At 43.8% G+C, this 17,317-nt stretch carries 14 protein-coding genes; 5 read left to right on the plus strand and 9 right to left on the minus strand.

The window, feature by feature from the left end; genetic code table 11:
* Positions 1–20 precede the first annotated feature (20 nt).
* Complete coding sequence (locus ACE2AL_RS05890) at positions 21–1,196, plus strand: ROK family protein (RefSeq protein ID WP_206082814.1); 1,176 nt, start codon at positions 21–23, stop codon at positions 1,194–1,196.
* A 319-nt stretch (positions 1,197–1,515) separates the two neighbouring features.
* A complete protein-coding gene (locus ACE2AL_RS05895; protein WP_206083031.1) occupies positions 1,516–2,142 on the plus strand; it encodes an SDR family oxidoreductase in 627 nt (208 codons plus the stop codon).
* Between the two features lie 24 nt (positions 2,143–2,166).
* On the opposite strand, the gene ACE2AL_RS05900 is transcribed toward ACE2AL_RS05895, so the two are convergent.
* The gene (locus ACE2AL_RS05900) at positions 2,167–2,703 is read right to left on the minus strand and encodes a GNAT family N-acetyltransferase (protein WP_375084143.1); all 537 of its coding nucleotides are present in this window, start codon (positions 2,701–2,703) and stop codon (positions 2,167–2,169) included.
* An 88-nt stretch (positions 2,704–2,791) separates the two neighbouring features.
* The gene (locus tag ACE2AL_RS05905; protein WP_272681209.1) at positions 2,792–3,337 is read right to left on the minus strand and encodes a TetR/AcrR family transcriptional regulator; all 546 of its coding nucleotides are present in this window, start codon (positions 3,335–3,337) and stop codon (positions 2,792–2,794) included.
* 86 nt (positions 3,338–3,423) lie between these two features.
* Here ACE2AL_RS05905 and ACE2AL_RS05910 point away from each other — a divergent pair, with 86 nt between their 5' ends.
* Positions 3,424–4,026: a DJ-1/PfpI family protein gene (locus ACE2AL_RS05910; protein WP_375084144.1), complete on the plus strand. Its 603-nt coding sequence runs from the start codon at positions 3,424–3,426 to the stop codon at positions 4,024–4,026.
* Positions 4,027–4,085: 59 nt separating this feature from the next.
* Here the strand turns inward: ACE2AL_RS05910 and torD are convergent, their stop codons facing one another.
* The 3 genes from torD to torC are packed head-to-tail and all read right to left on the minus strand — an operon-like array spanning position 4,086 to position 8,415.
* Positions 4,086–4,703, minus strand: a complete 618-nt coding sequence (gene torD, locus ACE2AL_RS05915; protein WP_349422148.1) for a molecular chaperone TorD — start codon at positions 4,701–4,703, stop codon at positions 4,086–4,088.
* The gene (torA, locus tag ACE2AL_RS05920; RefSeq protein WP_371007049.1) at positions 4,700–7,246 is read right to left on the minus strand and encodes a trimethylamine-N-oxide reductase TorA; all 2,547 of its coding nucleotides are present in this window, start codon (positions 7,244–7,246) and stop codon (positions 4,700–4,702) included. Before torA ends, torD begins: the two co-directional genes overlap by 4 nt.
* Positions 7,246–8,415: a pentaheme c-type cytochrome TorC gene (gene torC / locus ACE2AL_RS05925; protein ID WP_206082809.1), complete on the minus strand. Its 1,170-nt coding sequence runs from the start codon at positions 8,413–8,415 to the stop codon at positions 7,246–7,248. Before torC ends, torA begins: the two co-directional genes overlap by 1 nt.
* A gap of 136 nt (positions 8,416–8,551) precedes the next feature.
* Between torC and torR the strand changes: the two genes are divergently transcribed.
* Positions 8,552–9,253 (plus strand): two-component system response regulator TorR, encoded by a 702-nt coding sequence (torR, locus tag ACE2AL_RS05930; protein WP_272539068.1) that lies wholly within the window; start codon positions 8,552–8,554, stop codon positions 9,251–9,253.
* On the opposite strand, the gene torT is transcribed toward torR, so the two are convergent.
* The gene (gene torT / locus ACE2AL_RS05935) at positions 9,226–10,257 is read right to left on the minus strand and encodes a TMAO reductase system periplasmic protein TorT (protein WP_206083029.1); all 1,032 of its coding nucleotides are present in this window, start codon (positions 10,255–10,257) and stop codon (positions 9,226–9,228) included. The two genes, torR and torT, sit on opposite strands and share 28 nt — an antisense overlap.
* Positions 10,258–10,341: 84 nt before the next feature.
* Between torT and torS the strand changes: the two genes are divergently transcribed.
* Entirely contained in the window at positions 10,342–13,104 is a 2,763-nt protein-coding gene (gene torS, locus ACE2AL_RS05940; protein WP_206082807.1) for a TMAO reductase system sensor histidine kinase/response regulator TorS, read from the plus strand.
* Between the two features lie 58 nt (positions 13,105–13,162).
* On the opposite strand, the gene cfa is transcribed toward torS, so the two are convergent.
* The 3 genes from cfa to codB form a co-directional block, all read right to left on the minus strand.
* Positions 13,163–14,326 (minus strand): cyclopropane fatty acyl phospholipid synthase, encoded by a 1,164-nt coding sequence (cfa, locus tag ACE2AL_RS05945; RefSeq protein ID WP_206082806.1) that lies wholly within the window; start codon positions 14,324–14,326, stop codon positions 13,163–13,165.
* Positions 14,327–14,771: 445 nt separating this feature from the next.
* Entirely contained in the window at positions 14,772–16,064 is a 1,293-nt protein-coding gene (locus ACE2AL_RS05950; RefSeq protein ID WP_272681203.1) for a cytosine deaminase, read from the minus strand.
* The gene (codB, locus tag ACE2AL_RS05955; RefSeq protein WP_272539071.1) at positions 16,057–17,304 is read right to left on the minus strand and encodes a cytosine permease; all 1,248 of its coding nucleotides are present in this window, start codon (positions 17,302–17,304) and stop codon (positions 16,057–16,059) included. The genes ACE2AL_RS05950 and codB overlap by 8 nt, the downstream gene beginning before the upstream one ends.
* Positions 17,305–17,317: the final 13 nt, after the last annotated feature.

The following is a 17,317-nucleotide window of genomic DNA, read 5'->3' on the forward strand; positions in this document are numbered from 1 at the left end:
CAGCTTTATATCTCACTATTATGATACTTAAACAAACGACAGGTTTTCTTTCTCACCTACCGATAACGCAACCCATAACCCACGATAAAGAGCGTATATTTTTTGCTATTTTAAATGGGCAAATCACAACTCGCCGCGAAGCCGTGAAGTTGTTGAATATTCGCTCGACAACAGTGTCTGAATATGTTGCACAACTTCTTGATAGCCGCTTATTAACTGAGACCATTAGCCAAAATTCAGGTCGGGGAAGGCCATCAATGGTTTTAGTTGTTAACCCTAACCGGTTAATTACATTAGTTTTTCAAGTAATTAGCTTGTCGTTGCACGTTTTTGCTATCAATTTAGTGTCAAATGTTATTGCTCATGAGCAACTCGAGGCATCCCCAGATTGCGATAATCAGGCATTGGCCGATAAGTTTAGCCAGCTCCATGAAAAAATTATGGTAAAGATCCCGAAATCAGCCGAAGTGGCTGGGTGCGTGTTTTCTCTAGGGGGAATTTTCGATAGCCAAACTTACCATTGGATACATGCTTCCCGATGGCCTCGAATGAATAACCTGAATATCAAAAAATTGTTTCCAGAGAATTATCGAGTCGTTTTGTCGCGTACGCTGGATGATGAACTGATGCTTCATGTTCTTGAACGCAATAGAAGTACTTTATTACTTCATTGGGGATATGGCGTTGGTGTTGCATTTAGTACAGCAGATAACCAGATTAACGTAGGTGGGCACGGGTTTGGCGAGATAGGCCATTGGCATATTCCCCAGCAAATAAAACCTTGCCAATGTGGGCAAGTGGGATGTTTAGAAACGGTGGCCGCGTTATGGTCCATCGGGCCTGATGTACTTGGAAATAAATTCAAGGCACATGATGACGAGGAAAATATCGCTGAAATATTAGCAAGCTGTGATTTAGCCAGTAACCCCGTCATGCAGCAAGCAATTATTCATATGGTGAATGCAGCATCAAATATATGTCGGGTGTTTTTTCCTTCACGCCTCATTGTTTCAGGCCCATTTGTGAAAAATCCACAAGTTTGGGCGACTTTTTGTGAAAACTTTCAGCAGCAAAATGCATTTTTTGGACAAACTCTTCCAGAGCTTTCAATGAGCCAAATTAACCGCAACTCTCGCATTTATGGCGCTGCTTTGCCTGTTTTGGAACAAACATTATTGGAATTACTTGCTCAATAAACTCAACGATAAGTCATCAATTCTCAGCCCTGTGATCATCAAGGGCTAAAAGCGCTTAAGTATTAAAAGCCCTAACTGACTGTGCTTCCCTGCGCCAGTTTCATCACAAACTTCATCATCGTTCCCCCACCATCATTGATAACAGCATTGCCATTATCATCGCGAACTTAAGCCCCGAGCGTATTTTGAGGATATTATTGGATAGAAAAAGGGAATAAACGTGAGCTTGGTTGATGGTATTTTCAAAATGAATGGTATTTATATCTCAATTAGTTTGGTAGCGTGGTGGGTAATTTCAGTGAATAACAAAGGTGAATGTATGGCGCAGTGGCTACTTTTTGGGGCAGGTGGGAAAGGGGTTGGGAACATGATAGCCCAACTGGCGATTACAAATCAGCAGCAAGTGGTGGCAGTGGTACGCAATACTGAAGCCGCGGAAAAGTTGTCATTACAGGGGGTTAACGTATTTGTGGGGGATGCTTGCGATAAGGCCATTGTAACCGCAGCATGCCAAGCGGCGGGAACCAATGCAACGGTGATTTCCACCATGGGAGGCTCACAAGATTATTTAGCGAACCGTACAGTGATTGACTGTGCGGAACAAGAAGGGATCTCCCGTATGGTATTGGTGACATCTTTGGGATGCGGGGATTCATGGCAATATCTTTCTTTACGGGCAAGAGCTGCTTTCGGACACGCCGTAAGGGAAAAATCACTGGCTGAATCATGGTTACAAACCAGTTCCCTTGATTTTGCGATTGTGCGACCAGGCGGGTTACTTCATGGGGATGCGACAGGAAAGTCCATTTTGCAGCAAACTGTTGAAGCGCATGGGTTAGTGATGCGGGCCGATGTTGCTGCGCAGGTTTACCAACTTGCGAGTCAAACAGAATTGAAAAATCAAATCTATAGCCTTATTCAGCCAAACCTGACTATCAGTAAATAAGGCTAGATTATCGTTATCAGCCTGTTACCATTGATCGCCACCGCGAAAGTCGCAGTACAGGGATTCAGTAAACTCAATAGAATTATCTCTAGACCAGCCCATCACGCCGCCTTCTTCGCCTTCAGAGCGGACGTAGGCGCCTTGGCATAATTCAAACAAGGTGCCTTTCCACACTTTCCAACCAAGGGATTGATACAGATGGAACCCTTCGTCAGAGGCCGACAGCAAGCCAAGTTGGTAGCAATTGCCGATGATCGTATTTGTCATAGACATCAATTCACGCCCAATACCTTGGCGACGATAACTTTCCAGTACCGCCATGGCTTCGACATACCCCACTGAAATCGGTTTATCATTTATCGCCATATGGCGCTGAATTATCGCCACGTGACCCACGATACGATGTTGGTCATAGGCTAAAACGTGCATGCCGCCCAAGGCATGCTCAAAATCATCCCGAGTGAAATCCCCTTCAAACCCAACAAATAACATATCGAATAACGTGTCTTTTTCGTCATCAGTAAGCTGTGAAGTGTGGCACTGCCTGTATCGGATAATCATAAAATACCTAAATATGTTTCTCTCAGTCATCCTAATTGTAGGGAATTTTAGGATAATAAGTGGTGTTTTACGTGCTAGATAAGCATCATCAAAAGTTAAAGAGTCGCGCCTTTAAGCGGAGCGCATCAAGGATCAACTGGTTAAACTCTTGGTTGTTATGCCTATCACCAGACATTTGGCCACCAATAAAACATAAATGGATCAGTTTGCTGAGCAAATCAGTATAGTGGCGAGGAATAAATAAACGATTGAGTTTTTGAGTCACAAAAGCTAATCGGGTTTCATCGACCCTTTGTTGGTACTCTGAAACAATCGGATCGTTGAGCGCCCATGCTCGAATGGCGACTTCTCTTGATGGGTGTTTTTGCGATGCAACATCAAGATATTTCTTCAAAATATCATCAAGAGTATAAGCAGAATTGGCCTGAGCTAACATCTGTTCCGTGTACTCTAACTCCCAGCATTCCAGTAAAGTGCGAACATATTCTTCACGATTTTTAAAATGGTGGTAAAAAGAACCGCGGGTCACATTGAGTTTTCGCGCAATGTGCTCACTGGAAAATCGAGTGTGTCCTTCTGTGTCTAACACATCAAATCCCGCTTTAATCCAACACGCTTTGGTTAATTTTTTCATTGTTCAATACAGGCTGTGTATGGTGGAAATACTACTGTTACTTTATGCCCTTAATTTGCCATTAACGAGAGCATAAAGGAACCAATATGAAAGAAATAGCGATTATTGCATTTGATGATTTTACAGATATTGACCTGTTTTTCATGTGGGATATTTTGGGGCGGAATCAACGAGATTGGCACGTTCGTATTTTGGCCATCACGCCCACAATTCGTTCTGCTCATGGGCTGGAAATTCCAGTGCATGGTTCAATATCTGACGCGAATCAAGCCGATGCCGTGTTGTTTAGCAGTGGTAAAAAAGGCGTGCCAGACGTATTGGCGGATCCGAATTTTTTATCTGTATTACAGTTAGATTCAAACCGTCAATATATTGGCTCGATTTGTGCGGGAGCGTTTATTTTAGATGCGCTTGGCTTATTATCTGAACGAAAAGCGACAACTCACCAAGAGGCAAGAAAAGCGTTACAATTAAGGCAGATAGAGCCGATTGACCAGCCTCTTGTTTGTCATGGGAAAATCGCTACAGCGGGGGGATGCTTATCCACGTTGTACCTTGTCGGTTGGCTGATTGAATCACTATTTGATAAACAAAAGCGGAAAGAAACGCTATGCCATGTTTTACCAACGGGTCAGCAAACACGCTTTGAAAACTTAATCGAATCAAGTTTAATTCAAGCTCGAATTTAGGTTGTTTTAAATTGGGTCGCGTGTAAACACACGCAACCCAATAGTTATGAGTCACAACGTTATTGATTTTGTTCGTCTAACTGAACTAATGTGAGTAATAATTGACTCAAGGCACCATAAAAACCGAATTCATCATAACGTTGGCAATTGTGACTAAATGTAGGTAACCACTGTAATAAGCACGATAAGGTTTGTTGGCGTAATTGCCTGATTTTTTCGTGATCGATATGGGGTTCACTGAGTGAAAAATGCAGGTGACTGAGTAATTCCAAAAAGATGGAAAGATGGTCTAACGGTTCATTAAATACATCACTGGTTTCCATTCCTGCTTCGAATAACAAACTCGCAATTTGTACGTTATTTGGCGCATTACTTGGGTAAACCGAGGCATAAGGTAAGGCAGATTGTTTATCTGACATTAAAAATAGGCTACAAAAATCCGCAGCTAGTTCTAATTGGGCGTCAGGTCGATGCGTAAGGGCATCGATTTTTATCTGTAATTCATGCGTTGGTGCAATTAATCTCGGTTCTTGCTCGATAATGGTAAACCAGTCCACCCTATCGGTGGACTGAAGCTGTGCCAATTGGGCGCTATCTAATTCACGTGAGAATAGTTGTGCTAGCCATGCATAAATACAGGCTATCTGTTCCCCGGTTAACACGCTGTTCTTGGTCATTTGTTCACCTGTGATGCAGGCACATATTCACATTGTGCTACCATTTCAATTGGCCCATCAAATGCACTAACGCTATCTAATTGCCCTGTGAATTTCTCGATCTCCACTAAGGTGGTATGTGCACTGGTAGCCTGGGCGAGTTGTGATGTACCAATATCTAACGTTAATACGTTAGGGTTGCCATATTTACAAAGTGCATTGATTTCACCGCCTTTGGTAGGATCATACCAGGCACCTTCGTGAATACGGGCAACACCTTGCGCATACAAGTCAGAAACCACAGCACCAGCCAAAACTTGCCCGCGGTCATTAAAGACTCGAACCACATCACCGTTATGAATTCCACGAGCTTTGGCATCTTGAGGGCTGATAAATACGGGCTCTTTGCCACTGACAGAATAATATTGGCGTAGTGCTGGGGACTCACATAATTGCGAGTGTAAGCGAAAATCAGGGTGAGCAGACTGTAAATGCAAAGGCCATTGTTTAGAGCCTGGGCCACCATGGGAGCGCTCAACTTTTTCAAACCACATTGGGTGGCCTTGGCAGTCATCGTACTGCATGTCTGCGATGGTTTTTGAGTAAATCTCAATCAAGCCGCTTGGTGTGCCCAATGGTTCTAAATCTGGATCTTCCCTAAAGGCTTGATGGCGAACAAACATTTGTGGATGTTCAAATTCCACATAACCGTCTTTTTCCCAGAACGCATCAAAAGCAGGTAAATGGATCCCGCGGCCTTTTCCTTGCTGGCTGCCTTCTTGCCAAATCCGTTTGAGCCAGCCCATTTGGTCTAAGCCTTCGGTGAATGCGTCTTCACGCCCAAAACGGCGGCATAAGTCACGGAAAATATCAAAATCGTTACGCGATTCAAATTGCGGTTCAACTAACTGTTTCATTGCAATAATGCCGCGATTAGAGTGGTTACCGTATTGGTCGAGGTCATTACGTTCAAATTGCGTTGTGGCAGGCAAGACAATATCGGCAAAACGGCAGGTAGATGTCCATTGGTTATCAATCGAAACCACCGTTTCAAGCTTACGCCACCCCTCAATAATACGGTTAATTTGCTGGTGGCGATGGAACGGGTTAGTACCCGCAAACACGCACATTTTTAATGGCGGTAGTTTGACGGATTTACCGTTCCAATTAATGGTTTTACCCGGCTCTAGAATCGCATCGATAAAACGCGCGATTGGAATGGTACTGCTATAGCCCTTGTAATCGTTGCTGTCGTGGATTGGCGGGACTTTGGTTGAGCCAGAAAAGCCACTTAAAATAATTCCTTGGCGGCTTGGTGTGCCTGCACCGTTATAGTGCCAGCCGAAACCAAACCCACCTCCAGGTAAACCAATTTGGCCTAACATCGCGGCGAGCACAACAATCATCCACGACCATTGTTCGCCATGCTGCATGCGCTGCACACACCAACCCGCAATAATTTGCGTGCGGTTTGCCGCCATTTGGCGTGCAAGTGTGCGGATTGTTTCAGTATCAATACCACAAATTTTAGCTGCCCATTCTGCATCTTTGGCTTGCCCATCTTTTTCCCCCAGTAAATAGGGTAAGAATTGCTCAAAACCAACACAGTAATCTTTAAGGAAGTTTTTATCGTGTAAATTTTCCGTGTATAGCGTGTGGGCTAAAGCGAGTTGTAAAGGTACATCGGCTTGTGGATTGATGGCAATGTGTTGAACATTGTCGCGTCCAAGATAATCATGAGTAGAGGTAATGATTGGGTCGACACTAATTACTTTTATCTCACCACTTGCTGCTTTTTCTTTTAGCTGCTCGTAATAAGCGTATACGTCGTGGTCTGGGCACCACCAGTTAGCTTGTTGGTTTTTAATGAGATCAGAGCCCCATAACACGATGGTTTTACTGTTTTCTAATACCAGTGGCCATGAAGTTTGTTGCTCATAGACCTCCATCGAACCCACTACGCGAGGTAAAATAACCTGCGCAGCTCCCGTGGAGTAGTCGCCACCCGTGCTGACGCTGTTACCGTGCAGGGCGATAGCGCGGGCAAGCATCCCAGAAGCATTATGGAACATCCCCGTTGATTGCCAGCCACTTGCGGTTAATAACCCGCTTGGGCCATAAGTTGTCTGAATGCGTTCAAGCTCTTGATAGAATAAATCTAGGGCTTCATCCCACGAAACACGCACAAATCGGTTATCGCCCCGTTGGGTGGTATCACTTAAATGGCGCTTGCGTAGCCAATCAACCCGCACCATTGGGTAGCGAATGCGTGCAGTGCCATGTACGTGGTCAGGTAAACCAGCGATCATTTTGGATGGAAATTTATCGCGCTCAAATGCTTTCGCTTCGATAAATCGACCATCAACAACGGTGGCGCGAATAGCACCCCAATGCGATCCCGTTAAAATGCCTTCTTGTACAACAGCGGTTTGTTCTGCTGCCGTTGCTGCACTGGCTTTTCGTGGGGTTAGTAATGAAGGACCTAGCATCCCTGCCACCGTTAGCCCGCCTAGTTGGGCAAGAAAGCGTCGACGAGAAGCTTGAAATGTCGGATTATTTTTCATTATTTTTCTCCGTTGTCACCATGTGCCGCACCACCTGTATCAGATGCATTCATTTGCAGGTATTTCAATAAGGTACGTTCTTCGCGCTTATCTAAACTGGTAAAGCCAATCATGCCATTTAGGGTGCCTATCCAGCCGTTGGCGTCGAAGTGGGCGATGTCAGGTGCACCGTGGCACTGGTTGCATGAACCGTTGTACAGGGAGTCTGCATAAGCCCAAATTGGTTTGATATCGTTGACCATATCCCCTTGCTGCATCCACGCAGTGGCTTGCAATTTGCTCCACGAGGTATCAGTGGCTTCAACGGTCGTGCTTTCGAGGGTTTTTACATTTTCTTGAACATCACCACGAATGGACGCAACGAAAATACGTTTGCCTGGTAACTCAGAAAGTACACGGCGGCGGCCATCGGTTTCTGTCCAACCCGTAATTTCGACTTGTAGCCAATCACCATCGCGTTTTAACACTTTCACTTCAGATGCTGGTAACAATGAGCCTGCTGGGTCTTTATCGCCTTTTTGAGCATAAAGCGGTTTGATATCAAGGGAATATAATGTATTGCCATCGTCATTTGCTTTGGAACGTAATTCATCGAACTGTTTACGAAAACCGCTGCTCATATCGGGTAATTGGTGGGCGATCCCTTTGTGACAATCGATGCAAGATTGGTTATCTTTCGCTGCAATTTGCATTTGGCGTGCCGCTTCTGGGTTTTGCTTAGCGTGATCCATTGAATCGTAATCATGGCAGGAGCGGCATGTCGCGGAATTATTTTCTTTCATGCGAGCCCACTCGCGTTCTGCAAGTTCTGCACGTTTCGCTTCAAATTTTTCTGGGGTATCGATCGAATGTGCGATAAATGTTTGATAAATATCATTGCTCGCTTCGAGTTTACGTTTAATCATGCCAGGGAGGTCATTTGGTATATGACAATCGTGGCACTCTGCACGAACACCAGAAGCATTTTGGAAATGAACAGATTGTTTATATTCTTCATAAACGGTTTCCATGCTGTGACAGCTAACGCAGAATTCCGTTGTACTGGTGACTTTCATTCCCACATGAGGAACAACGATGAGTGCAACGCCGACAACAATACCGACGATAAGTAGTGTGAGCATTGACCAGCGCGCACTTGGCCTTAATAACGCTCTCCAGAGTTTCCGCATAATATCCCCTAAAATAATATGGTTTAATATAGAGGATCTTATTCAGCAAATATGAATAGCGGTACTGGTCAGGATGAACAGCATGCGGCAAGATGTGAATAAATATGAACAGATATGAACAGAAGAGAAGAAATTGATGGCATCACATCATATTGTGGTTGTTGAAGACGAACCCGTGACTCAGGCACGGTTGCAAGCCTATTTTGAGCAAGAAGGGTATCGTGTTTCGGTCACGGGGAGTGGTGCGGGTCTGCGTGAAATTATGGAGCTTCAGCCTGTCGACCTGATTTTATTAGATATTAATTTACCTGATGAGAACGGATTGATGCTCACAAGGGCACTGCGAGAGCGATTTACGGTAGGGATTATTTTAGTGACAGGGCGCTGCGACCAAATTGACCGTATTGTTGGTTTAGAGATGGGAGCGGATGACTATGTGACGAAGCCGCTGGAATTGCGGGAGTTAGTCGTGCGTGTGAAAAATCTTTTATGGCGCATTGACTTAGCAAACCAAGCGCACTCGCAACCTATTTCCCAAGAAAATTGCTACCAATTTGCAGGTTATTGCCTCAATGTGTCTATGCACACGTTAGAGTTTAACCAAGAAACCATAAAATTAACGCGTGCTGAATATGAAATGTTAGTGGCTTTTGTGACGAATCCAAGGGAAATTCTAAGTCGTGAGCGGTTATTACGTATGTTATCAGCACGCCGCGTTGATAACCCAGATTTGCGTACTGTCGATGTGCTAATCCGCCGTTTGCGTCATAAATTAAAGGCGGATTTATTGGTTACTCAGCATGGTGAAGGTTATTTTTTAGCGGCTGATGTATATTGATAAACAGGGCGAAATCCCCCAGGAGAAAGTGAACAACGTAAGTGCTCACTATCGGCATTTTTCTGGGTTAATACTAAAATGGGTGGGCTAATATTATCTGGTACGGCATGGCCTTCGAGCACATTAATTGCTTGTTCAATGACGAGTTCCCCTTGCCAAACCATTTGGTCGCTGGCTGCCATGATAATTCGGCCGCGTTTTAAGCCACGATAGACTTGGTGGGACAAGTAAAAAGAAACAATATTGAGTGGTTTTGCAAGGTTTCGTTTTTCACCCATCGCAGCCTCTGCGGCAATGGCCGTACCGACCACCACATCGGCATCAGGGTGACGCTCTAGCATTTCATGTAACAAATTACGTTGAATTTCAAGGTCGTTATCACCATGGGCAATATCAAGAATAGTTACATTGCTTTTAGCTATAGCTTGTTGGAAACCGTCTTCCATTTCTTGACTGCCACCTGCATCACGAGGGCCTGGCATCAGTAATACTTTTAATGGGTTGCCTTTGCTCCATTGAACAAGGTAACGACCAGGTTGATAGCCCATTTGGAACCAAGGTACACCCACGCGAGTTTTAATGATGTTATTGTGAGTGGCATTTATCACTTCAATAACAGGTAAATGACCTACTTGTTGGCTTAAGTTAGGAAATGATGTGGTGCTACTGCCTAGCAACAACGCGTCGGCTCCCCATTGTTGGCATTGGGAAATTTGTTTTTGCTGAGTCGCTAGCTGATTATAACCGCCCGCTTCCAAAACTTTTAAATCGACACCGTAAGTCTGGGCTGCTTTTTGCATACCATAATTGATGGATAACCAATAAGAATCTTTTAAACTTGGGTAAAGGGCACATAACTTCCAAACTTTGTCGGTTTGGGGCGTTTGGTGTTTTTGATGACTGAAAGACAAATTATCTTGCCAACGCAATAGCGACTCGTTTTTATCCGCAGCATAACCGAGTGCCGCGTAAAACGTGACGAACAGTAAAATAAATGCGCGCATGATAGCCTCACTGGTCATAAACCTTTATCCTAAATGCTTTTGTAATATGAACTCAACCTTTATTAACCGCTAGGTACGTAAACTGTGAATTTATCACTAACTCGACGATTGTGGATGGGCTTTGCCTTAATGGCCGCATTGACGTTCATCAGTACCCTAGTGGGCTGGTATAACCTCCGTTTTGTTAGTCAGGTTGAGCAAGATAACACCCAAGCCCTAATTCCAACCATGAATATGGCGCGCCAATTAAGTGAAGCCAGCGCATGGGAGCTTTTTTCAGCACAAAATTTGACTAATGCAGATAATGAAAACAGCTGGCTTGCCCAAGGCCGAATGCTAACAGCACAAAGCTTAAAAATTACGAACTTATTGAAAACCCTTCGTGAACAAGGGTTTGATACATCAGCAATTGAACAGCAAGAAAAAGAGATCGCCAAGTCGTTAAGCCAACAGGGGGAGCTTGTTGGCCAACGGCTGACGTTGCGTAATACACAGCGACAACTACGCCAACGAATTATTTCAGCGGCAGGGGAAATTGCGCAGTTAGCTCATGGGCAGGCAAATAATGCCACAACCTCTGCAGGAGCAACGCAAGTTAGTTTATATGATTTAATTGAAGAAAAACGAACTTCATCAGCGCAGGCGGCACTTGATCGCTTAATTGATATTGACCTTGAATATGTCAGTCAAATGAATGAATTACGGCTCAGTGCGATGCGTGTTCAACAGATGGTGTTAAATTTAAGTACATTGCCATTAACCCCAAATACAGTGGAGTTAGATAACCAACTCAACCAAGCAGTGAAAATCCTCCAACGTCGGCAAAAATACATTGAAGATCCTGCAGTTCGTCACCAAGTAGGAAATGCATTAGACATCGTTAGCCGTTATGTGGAGTTGATTTCGCTATATCGCCAAGAAAACGATATCACCACGCGTTTACAGATTTTATCGCAAAATAATATTGACCAATTTGCACGCTTTAGCAGTGAAGTTACCCAACTGGTTGATACGATTGAACAACGTAATCAAACAGCACTTGTCGAACTCAAGCAAGCCAGTGAACGGGGGCAAAACTGGTTGTTGTTACTCAGTGTTGTGTCACTTTTTTCATTTATTTTGATTTTATGGCGTGTGGTTTATCGGCTAGTGACTAAACCACTCGCGCAGCAAACACAAGCTCTCCAGCGGTTACTTGAGGGGGATATTGATTCCGCATTTCCTGAAACAGCGGGGGTGAAAGAATTAGACACCATCGGTCGTTTGATGGATGCGTTTCGCTCAAGTGTTCATGCGCTGAATAGTCAGCGTGAACAGCTCGCCGATCAAGTCAAAGCACGGACTGCGGAATTACGGGTATTGGTGGTAGAGCACCGAAAAGCACGCGCCGAAGCGGAAAAGGCCAACCACGCAAAATCTGCCTTTTTGGCTGCCATGAGTCATGAAATTCGCACACCGCTATATGGTATTTTAGGCACAGCGCAGTTGTTATTAGAAAAGCCACCGCTTAAGCAATATCGTGAAGATTTGCACGCCATCACAGATTCAGGTGAGTCTTTACTGGCTATTTTAAATGATATTTTAGATTACTCCGCCATTGAAGCAGGCGGGCAGAATGTTTCTATCAGCGATGAACCTTTTCTACCAAAACCGCTACTAGAAAGCACATTATATTTAATGAATGCGAGCAATAAAAACCGCGCTATCACAATGGTGGCAGATATTGCGGATGACTTGCCTGTGGCACTACAGGGCGACCCATTACGTATTAGACAGATTATTACTAATTTGTTGAGCAATGCACTGCGCTTTACACAGGCAGGGCAAATTACCTTACGCAGTTGTCGTTTTGGTAAATACTGGTTTATTGAGGTAGAAGATACTGGGTGTGGCATTGAAGGCTCGCGCCTAGCTGATATTTTCAAACCGTTTGTGCAAGTGGATAGCCAACGAGGCGGAACAGGTCTTGGGTTGACCATCAGTGCAAGCTTGGCTGAGGCCATGGGGGGAGAGCTTACTGTGAATAGTGAGTTGGGTGTTGGAAGCTGTTTTCGTTTAACATTACCCCTTTGCCCTGCGTTAAAGCCCATTGATAATTCTTCTGATTTACCTGTTAACATGCATGGTGTGAGTTTATTGCTGATTGAAGATAACCCGTTGACACAAAAAATTAGCAGTGAAATGCTAATTTCAAGTGGGGCGAAAGTGACAGTCGCGGGGTCAGCGGCAGAAGCGCTGGCAATACTCTCGCAACAACCTTCCTTTACTGCTGCACTAGTCGATTTTGGCTTGCCAGATATTGATGGGATTACATTAGCGAAGCAGTTATCAGAGCAATATCCGTTGCTTCTCCTGATTGGTTTTAGTGCCCATGTGATTGATGAAACGTTGCGACAACGTACTCATAAAATTTTCCGTGGGATCATTCAAAAGCCTGTTCCGAGGGATACACTAAATCAATTAATTACTAAATATATTTCGGGTGGGGAATGCATTTCAATTCCATCTATTATTCCTGAGAATATACAGTCAGTTAATTTAGTGCAATTGGAAAATGATGCACAATTAATGGGTTACCCAAAAATCAAGGACTGGGTAGCTATTTTTAAACAGCATTCTTTCCCCTTATTGGCTGATATTGAGGCTGCTTATCAACATAATGATACTGAACGTATAAAAAAGTTGGCTCATCAATTAAAAAGCAGCTGCGCCAGTTTAGGCCTACAAATGGCGATGGCGACGTGTGTTCTTTTAGAAAAAGAACCTTTACAATCCACTGAATTAAGAAAAGAAATAGAAGATGGGTTACAAGTGATTGAAAAATGGTTGGAAAACCAATCGACTTGATTCAAGTTTCAAATGTTGTGAAAAAGGCGATTTAATCGCCTTTTTACGGCATCATTGTTTACCTTGCAACTCTTAAGCCACCTTCGACCCCTTGCGGGCTCCATAAAATTTGCCATAACTGGATATCACGGGCTCGAAAAGCGCCAGCACAGGCATTCAAGTAATAAGAAAACATCCGTTTAAAGCGCGGTGTATAATTATGCTCTAGCTCAGGCCAAGCTGATTGGAAACGTGAATACCACGCCATAAGCGTTTTATCATAGTCAGCACCAAAGTTATGCCAATCTTCCATCACTAATTTGTTTTCGCTACTTTCGCCAATATTTTGCAGTGAAGGCAGACAACCATTTGGAAATATATATTTATTGATCCATGCGTCAACATTTACCTTATTTCGATTGGAACCAATCGTGTGCAATAAAAATAGCCCATCTGGTTTTAAATTTCGTTTCACCACATCAAAATACGTTGCATAATTTTTGGGGCCGACATGTTCAAACATGCCAACGGAAACAATGCGGTCAAATTGGGCATTAAGATTACGATAATCTTCTAACATAATTTGCACATCAAGTTCAGCACATCGCGCTTGTGCATATTTCTGTTGCTCAGCCGAAATCGTTACACCCGTTACCGACACTGAAAAATGCTTTGCAGCAAAAGCCGCAAGGCCTCCCCAACCACAACCGATATCAAGTAAACGCATTCCTGGTTTTAATTGCAGTTTTTCGCAAATCAGTTTTAATTTTTGTTCTTGTGCTATCGGCAAGTTCTCGGGGGTATTATCTAAACCTTTCCAATAACCACAGGAATATTGCATATAAGGGTCAAGCATCCGTGAGAATAGGTCGTTCCCAAGGTCGTAATGCTCTTCACCTACAATGCGTGCGCGTTTTGGTGTTTGTAAATTACGGATGCGTGCAATCGCAATTTTCAGTATATCGCTGAAATTATGTGGTAGTTTTTTATCGAGACCATGGCGGAGTACATGGTGGAAAAAAATATCTAAACGTTCGCAATCCCACCAACCCGCCATATAACTTTCACCAAGTGCAATGGAACCTTGTTGTAAGACATGTTTATAAAATTGGTCATTATGGACACGAATATCGAAAGGTTGGGAGCCATTAATTTCAATGCCAGCTTCGCTTAATAACTCACTAACAATGCGCTTCCAAGAGTCGACAGAGGTTTTTTGATTAACAGCATGTTCAGTACTCATCTGATCTCCAATTTTTAGCAAAGTGGGATTCAGAGAGCTTTATTTGTGACGTATTCGCGGTACAGCAAAACAGGAATATTGACCACCACTGTATGGCAGACAGTGTATTAGCGTTATTGTTGCTATAAATAAAGCTCAAATCCAGTTTCAGATAACTCTCTAAAAAATATAAAACCTTCAGTGTGAATTTCAATCAAAATTACAACTAAATAACATAAAAGGCACTTATCACCAAAAAACAAGGTGAATGAAGGGGATATTGCCCTTATACCATTATATTTTAGTATGACTTAAGTGAGTGACAAAATGATGAACACTATTTTTATAAGTAAGTTTAAATAGTTACAGATGTGTAGATGGCTATTCTTGTTTGCAGATAATCTTAGTGGGTAAAATAGCGCTCAATAAATTATTGAGCGCTATTAATCAGTTTAATCAACAATGATTAAACGAGTGGGGAATATCCGTAACGAACGGTTTCAGTTTCTTCGAGGTGAATTTGGGTTACCGCAGGTTGGGTATTGGCAATGATTTGTCCATCACGAATAGAGTAACGCACTGGCACTTGACGGCGCACCGCATCGAAACCATTTTCAGCAGGCAAAATTAACAGACTTGCGCGTTTACCTTCACTGACACCGTAGTCTTGTAAGTTCAAGGTACGTGCGCTGTATTCACTAATCAGTTTCAATCCATCATTGATTTGCTGATAACCCATTAATTGGCAAACATGTAACCCCATATGCAGGACTTGCAACATATTGGCTGTGCCAAGTGGATACCACGGGTCAAAAACGTCATCATGCCCAAAGCACACATTAATATCCGCAGCCAGCATCTCTTTTACTCGCGTGATCCCACGGCGTTTTGGGTAGGTATCAAATCGGCCTTGTAAGTGAATGTTCACTAACGGATTGGCAACAAAGTTGATTTTCGACATTTTTAACAAGCGGAACAAACGGGATGTATAAGCACCGTTATAGGAGTGCATCGCTGTAGTGTGGCTCGCAGTCACACGGGAGCCCATGCCTTTCGCGTGTGCTAACGCGGCAACAGTTTCCACAAAGCGCGATTGCTCGTCATCAATTTCATCACAGTGAACATCAATCAAACGGTCATACTTTTCAGCTAAAGCAAAGGTTTTATGGAGTGATTCCACACCGTATTCACGGGTAAATTCAAAGTGAGGAATTGCACCAACGACATCAGCACCAAGGCGTAGAGCTTCTTCAAGGAGTTCTTCACCATTTGGGTAAGACATAATGCCCTCTTGTGGAAAGGCGACAATTTGCAAATCGATCCATGGCGCCACTTCTTGCTTCACTTCAAGCATCGCTTTCAGTGCCGTTAACGTAGGATCAGACACATCAACATGAGTACGAACATGTTGAATTCCATTCGCAATTTGCCATTTCAAGGTCTGCCATGCGCGGTTTTTCACATCATCGTGTGTGAGCATCGCTTTGCGTTCTGCCCAACGTTCAATCCCTTCGAATAAGGTACCAGACTGGTTCCAGCTAGGTTGTCCCGCCGTTTGGGTTGTATCTAAATGAATGTGCGGCTCAACAAAAGGAGCCGAAACTAACCCACCTTCACCATTTAAGCTTTCTGGCAAGATCTCGCCATCCACTTGCGGGGTAATTGCAGTGATTTTTTGGTTATCGATATCGATGCGCCATAAGCCATTACGCTCAGGTAAGCGGACATTATGGATATGTTTAATAGTTTGATTATGCACGAGTTAGCTCCGAATCCGTGGCACGGCGGCGGTTTAATAAAGGATTAAGTACAGCGTAACACAAAGCGCCCCCAAGGACGGCATTAACAGGCACAATTCCAGGTAACCAATGCCCCGCAATGACACCCGCTGCAACAGCGATTAACGCACTGACATTCACATCACGCATTTTACTGCGATCGAATGTTTCATAACGATGGCGATACATCAAGTAGTCAGCAATGATTATCCCACCTATCGGTGGAATGGCGGCAGATAAGAAGGTTAGCCAGCCGACAAAATTGTTATACAACCATAATGCACACAAAGTACCAACTAACCCATTCACAATGGATAAGGCTTTACTGGATAACCCAGTAATGTTGGCGAAGCCTAAACCTGAAGCGTAAAGGGCATTGTCATTGGTTGTCCAAATATTTAAACCCAAAACGATAATTGCGGGTAATAACAAACCTTGGGCAATCATGACATCTGAGATATCAGCCATTCCGAGTGACGCGGCCCCAGCTGCACCAAAGATAAACATTAATGAGTTACCAAGGAAGAAAGCCACGAGTGCGACTAAAACGGCGACTTTCGGTTTGCGACCAAAGCGAACAAAATCTGCGGTTAAGGTGCCTGCGCTGACGAATGAGCCGACCACCATGGCAAGTGCCAAATTAAAATCAATCGGTTTTGCAGGGACAACGGCTTGTAGTGCGCTCATTCCCCCCATATCGGTGATCGCGAGGTAGACAGAGTAACTCCCTAATATAGCAATCGCGGGAACGGCGACGATAGAAAGGACGGTTAATGCGGAAATACCGAAAAATACGGTGATGGTCATTAAAATGCCTGAAATACCAATCAACCAGTTAATGTCCCAGCCTGTGGCTTTACCAACAGGGATAGCAAACATCGCAACACCCACACCAAACCAGCCGACTTGCGTGCCGCCAAGTAAGAATGAAGGGAGCCATGAGCCTTTAATACCGAAGGAGTAACGCGCGAGGAGGTGAGTTGTTAAGCCAGTTTTTGAACCGATAAAACCAAGAAATGCGGTGTAGATACCAAGAAGAAGATTACCAATAAGAACTGCGAGGAAGAAATCATGAAAATTAAGACCGGTACCGAGAGCGCCTCCGGTCCACATACTGGCTGAAAAGAACGTTAAACCTAGCATCACAAAGGTTAATGCTAGTCCGCCTTTTCGCGCGGATATGGGCACGGGCCCATGGCTATAATTTTTATCTTCAGGCACGATTGTCTCCAGT

It is taken from the genome of Providencia xihuensis, from assembly GCF_041953405.1.
Taxonomy (GTDB): Bacteria; Pseudomonadota; Gammaproteobacteria; order Enterobacterales; family Enterobacteriaceae; genus Providencia; species Providencia vermicola.

What these genes read in the sequence shown, in the direction of transcription:
- ACE2AL_RS05890 (WP_206082814.1), top strand. Translation starts at nt 21, where the DNA reads ATGATACTTAAACAAACGACAGGTTTTCTTTCTCACCTACCGATAACG.
- ACE2AL_RS05895 (WP_206083031.1), top strand. Translation starts at nt 1,516, where the DNA reads ATGGCGCAGTGGCTACTTTTTGGGGCAGGTGGGAAAGGGGTTGGGAAC.
- ACE2AL_RS05900 (WP_375084143.1), bottom strand. Translation starts at nt 2,703, where the DNA reads ATGATTATCCGATACAGGCAGTGCCACACTTCACAGCTTACTGATGAC.
- ACE2AL_RS05905 (WP_272681209.1), bottom strand. Translation starts at nt 3,337, where the DNA reads ATGAAAAAATTAACCAAAGCGTGTTGGATTAAAGCGGGATTTGATGTG.
- ACE2AL_RS05910 (WP_375084144.1), top strand. Translation starts at nt 3,424, where the DNA reads ATGAAAGAAATAGCGATTATTGCATTTGATGATTTTACAGATATTGAC.
- torD (WP_349422148.1), bottom strand. Translation starts at nt 4,703, where the DNA reads ATGACCAAGAACAGCGTGTTAACCGGGGAACAGATAGCCTGTATTTAT.
- torA (WP_371007049.1), bottom strand. Translation starts at nt 7,246, where the DNA reads ATGAAAAATAATCCGACATTTCAAGCTTCTCGTCGACGCTTTCTTGCC.
- torC (WP_206082809.1), bottom strand. Translation starts at nt 8,415, where the DNA reads ATGCGGAAACTCTGGAGAGCGTTATTAAGGCCAAGTGCGCGCTGGTCA.
- torR (WP_272539068.1), top strand. Translation starts at nt 8,552, where the DNA reads ATGGCATCACATCATATTGTGGTTGTTGAAGACGAACCCGTGACTCAG.
- torT (WP_206083029.1), bottom strand. Translation starts at nt 10,257, where the DNA reads ATGCGCGCATTTATTTTACTGTTCGTCACGTTTTACGCGGCACTCGGT.
- cfa (WP_206082806.1), bottom strand. Translation starts at nt 14,326, where the DNA reads ATGAGTACTGAACATGCTGTTAATCAAAAAACCTCTGTCGACTCTTGG.